This is a genomic window from Neotabrizicola paludis, assembly GCF_044142105.1.
GTDB lineage: Bacteria > Pseudomonadota > Alphaproteobacteria > Rhodobacterales > Rhodobacteraceae > Pseudogemmobacter.
Genome location: NZ_JBGTYM010000020.1, coordinates 1 through 4,110 on the forward strand (window position 1 = coordinate 1; position 4,110 = coordinate 4,110).

Genomic DNA, 4,110 nt, shown 5'->3' on the forward strand with positions numbered 1-4,110 from the left:
CATGGCATTCAAGACTGACATTGAGATAGCGCGTGAGGCGCGGAAGCGTCCGATCCTTGAGATTGGGTCGCAGCTTGGGATTCCTTCGGAGCATTTGCTGCCCTATGGGCATGACAAGGCGAAGGTTGGCCAGGATTTCATCCGCAGCCTTGAGGGGCGTCCGGATGGCAAGCTGATCCTGGTGACGGCGATCAACCCGACGCCTGCGGGCGAGGGCAAGACGACGACGACGGTTGGTCTTGGCGACGGGTTGAACCGGATCGGCAAGAAGGCGGTGATCTGCATCCGCGAGGCCTCGCTGGGGCCGAACTTCGGGATGAAGGGCGGGGCTGCGGGTGGCGGCATGGCCCAGGTCGTGCCGATGGAAGAGATGAACCTGCATTTCACCGGCGATTTCCACGCCATCACCTCGGCGCATAACCTGCTGTCGGCGATGATCGACAACCATATCTACTGGGGCAACGAGCTGCAGATCGACGCCCGCCGGGTGGTGTGGCGGCGCGTGATGGACATGAACGACCGCGCCTTGCGCGACATCGTGGTGAACCTGGGCGGGGTGTCGAACGGCTTCCCGCGCCAGACCGGGTTCGACATCACGGTGGCGTCGGAAGTCATGGCGATCCTCTGCCTGTCGAAGGATCTCGAGGATCTGCAGAAGCGTCTGGGCGACATCGTGGTGGCCTATACCCGCGACAAGAAGGCGATCTATTGCCGCGACATCAAGGCCGATGGCGCGATGACGGTGCTTCTGAAGGATGCGATGCAGCCCAATCTGGTGCAGACGCTGGAGAACAACCCCGCCTTCGTCCATGGCGGCCCCTTCGCCAATATCGCCCATGGCTGCAACTCGGTCATCGCGACCAAGACCGCGCTGAAGCTGGGCGAATATGTGGTGACCGAAGCCGGCTTCGGCGCCGATCTGGGCGCCGAGAAGTTCTTCGACATCAAGTGCCGCAAGGCGGGGCTGAAGCCCAGTGCCGCGGTGATCGTCGCCACGGTGCGGGCGATGAAGATGAATGGCGGCGTGGCCAAGGCCGATCTCGGCACCGAGAATGTCGACGCCGTCAAGAAGGGCTGCCCGAACCTTGGCCGCCATATCGCCAATGTCAAATCCTTCGGCGTGCCGGTGGTGGTGGCGATCAACCACTTCTATTCGGACACCGATGCCGAAGTGGCGGCGGTGAAGGCCTATGTCGCCGAACAGGGCGCCGAGGCGATCCTGTGCAAGCACTGGGCCAATGGCAGCGCGGGGATCGAGGATCTGGCGCGGAAGGTGGTGGCGCTGGCCGAGGGCGGCACGGCGAATTTCGCGCCGCTCTATCCCGACGAGATGGGCCTGTTCCAGAAGATCGAGACCATCGCCAAGCGCATCTACCATGCCGATGAGGTGATCGCCGACAAGTCGATCCGCGACCAGCTCAAGGCCTGGGAAGCGGCGGGCTATGGCCATCTGCCGATCTGCATGGCCAAGACCCAGTACAGCTTCACCACCGATCCGAATGTCCGCGGCGCGCCGACGGGCCATTCGGTGCCGGTGCGCGAAGTGCGGCTCTCGGCCGGGGCCGGGTTCATCGTCGCGATCTGCGGCGAGATCATGACCATGCCGGGCCTGCCCAAGGTGCCGAGCGCGGAAGTGATCCGCCTCAATGACGAGGGCCATGTCGAGGGGCTGTTCTAACCGGTCGCATTGCCCTTTCCGGGCTGTCCCCCTATCTCGGGGGGCAGCCTGAACGGGAGGGACGGATGCGAAAGCCCGCGGATTGCACGACCATGGCCGAGATCCGGGCCGAGATCGACCGGCTGGACGAAGACCTGGTGCGGCTTTTCGCGGAACGGGCCGGGTTCATCGACCGGGCGGCGGAAATCAAGGCCACGGTCGACCTCCCGGCGCGGATCGGTTCTCGCGTCGAGGAAGTGGTGCAGAATGTGCGCCGCCACGCCGACACCTACGGGCTGCCGCCCGATCTGGTGGAGAAGCTGTGGCGGCGGCTGATCGACTGGTCCATCGCCCGCGAGGAAAGCCATCTCGGGCCGGACAGCCTGCGCAAGGGCTGAGGCATGGCGACGCACCATGGCAGGCCGGGGGGAAGATCGGGTGAGGTGGGGCTGCTTTTCCTCACTGTGATTGCAACAGTCTTGCTGATCGGCGGCGGCATCTTTCTGCCGCTGCTGCTCACCCAAGCAACGGGCTCATCGTCCTATTTCGCCTCGAAAGCGGGCGCAGCGATGGGGTTTGTTGTCTCTGCGCTGCTGTGGCGGAAGCTGCTGAGTTACTATCGCTACGAGGCGCACACGCTGCGACCGATCAAGGAAGACGAGACGAATGACCGCGACGCTCATTGACGGCAAGGCCATCGCCGCCCGGATGCGTGACGAGACGAGGGCCGAGGCGGAGCGGCTGACCGCGCTTGGCTGGGCGCCGCGGCTGGTGTCGATCTCGGTCGGCGACGGGGCGGCGGCCGAGCTGTATGTCCGCAACCAGCAGCGCTCGGCGGAAGCCGCGGGCCTGGGCTTCGAGGCGCGGAATTACCCGGAAAGCATCAGCCTGGAGCAGTTGCAGGGCGTCCTCGCGGGGCTGAACGCCGATCCCCGCGTCAATGGCATCATCATCCAGCGGCCCCTGCCCGGCCATATCCCGGTCAAGGCGCTGCAGAAGGCCGTGCATCCGATGAAGGATGTGGAAGGCATGCACCCGTCCTCGATCGGCAATATCGTCTACAATGACCTGACCCTGGGCCCCTGCACCGCGGTGGCGGCGGTCGAGATCCTCAAGACCCTGCCCCTGAAGATGGAAGGCCTGGATGTCTGCGTGATCGGCCATTCCGAGATCGTCGGCAAGCCGATCGCCTTCCTGATGATGGGCCTCGGCGCCACGGTCACGGTCTGCCACCACATGACGCGCCAGGTCGCGGTGCATTCGCGCGCGGCCGATGCCGTCTTCGTCGCGGTGGGCAAGCCGGGCCTCGTGCGCGGCGAGATGCTGAAGCCGGGCGCGGCGCTGGTGGATATCGGGATCAACCGGGTGGACGGGAAGACCGTGGGCGACGCGGATTTCGCCAGTTGCAAGGATGTGGCGGGCTGGATCACTCCGGTCCCCGGCGGGGTCGGGCCGGTGACGGTGGCGATCCTGATGAAGAATGCAGTGCTCGCGACGGCGATGCAGATGGACCATTACCGCACGGCCTTCGCGGCCGCAGTCTGAGGAGAGGTGACATGACCGCCAAGGTGATCGATGGCAAGGAATTCGCGGCCCGGGTGCGGGCGCAGGTGGCGGCCCATGTGGCGCGGCTGGCCGAGGAAAACGGCCTCACGCCGGGCCTGGCCGTGGTGCTGGTGGGCGAGGACCCCGCCAGCCAGGTCTATGTCCGCAACAAGCATGCCTCGACCGTCGAGGTCGGCATGAACAGTTTCGAACACCGCCTGCCCGCCGAGACTTCGGAGGCCGATCTCCTGGCCCTGATCGACCGGCTGAACGGCGATCCGGCAGTGCATGGCATCCTGGTGCAGCTGCCGCTGCCCAGGCATCTGAATGCGGAACTGGTGATCAACCGCATCGCGCCGGCCAAGGATGTCGACGGCTTCCATATCTCGAATGTGGGGCTGCTGGGCACCGGGCAGAAGTCGATGGTGCCCTGCACGCCGCTCGGCTGCCTGATGATGCTGCGCGACCATCACGGCTCGCTCGCCGGGATGAACGCCGTGGTGGTGGGGCGCTCGAACATCGTCGGCAAGCCGATGGCGCAGCTTCTGCTGGGCGACAGCTGCACCGTGACCATCGCCCATAGCCGCACCAAGGACCTGGCCGAGACCTGCCGCCGCGCCGATATCCTGGTCGCCGCCGTGGGCCGGCCCGAGATGATCACCGGCGAGATGGTCAAGCCCGGCGCCACCGTGATCGATGTCGGCATCAACCGCATCGAACGCGACGGCAAGGGCAAGCTCGTCGGCGATGTCCATTACCCCAGCGCCGCAGAAGTCGCAGGCGCCATAACCCCCGTCCCGGGCGGCGTCGGACCCATGACCATCGCCTGCCTCCTCGCAAACACCCTAACCGCCGCATGCCGCGCAAACCACCTCCCAGAACCAGAAGGCCTCACAGCATAAAGGAAG

General features: G+C 65.6%; 5 protein-coding genes. All 5 read left to right on the forward strand.

The window, feature by feature from the left end; all coding sequences use genetic code 11:
• Position 1 precedes the first annotated feature (1 nt).
• The 5 genes from ACED67_RS21540 (at position 2) to folD (ending at position 4,104) form a co-directional block, all read left to right on the forward strand.
• On the forward strand, positions 2–1,678 hold the full coding sequence (locus tag ACED67_RS21540; RefSeq protein WP_395543795.1) for a formate--tetrahydrofolate ligase: 1,677 nt from the start codon (positions 2–4) through the stop codon (positions 1,676–1,678).
• 65 nt (positions 1,679–1,743) lie between these two features.
• Complete coding sequence (locus ACED67_RS21545) at positions 1,744–2,055, forward strand: chorismate mutase (RefSeq protein ID WP_395543796.1); 312 nt, start codon at positions 1,744–1,746, stop codon at positions 2,053–2,055.
• Between the two features lie 3 nt (positions 2,056–2,058).
• Positions 2,059–2,343: a hypothetical protein gene (locus ACED67_RS21550; protein WP_395543797.1), complete on the forward strand. Its 285-nt coding sequence runs from the start codon at positions 2,059–2,061 to the stop codon at positions 2,341–2,343.
• Positions 2,324–3,202: a bifunctional 5,10-methylenetetrahydrofolate dehydrogenase/5,10-methenyltetrahydrofolate cyclohydrolase gene (locus ACED67_RS21555; RefSeq protein ID WP_395543798.1), complete on the forward strand. Its 879-nt coding sequence runs from the start codon at positions 2,324–2,326 to the stop codon at positions 3,200–3,202. The genes ACED67_RS21550 and ACED67_RS21555 overlap by 20 nt, the downstream gene beginning before the upstream one ends.
• Before the next feature lie 11 nt (positions 3,203–3,213).
• Positions 3,214–4,104 carry a bifunctional methylenetetrahydrofolate dehydrogenase/methenyltetrahydrofolate cyclohydrolase FolD gene (gene folD, locus ACED67_RS21560; protein WP_395543799.1) on the forward strand — a complete coding sequence of 297 codons (891 nt, stop codon included), beginning with the start codon at positions 3,214–3,216 and terminating at the stop codon, positions 4,102–4,104.
• Positions 4,105–4,110 lie beyond the last annotated feature (6 nt).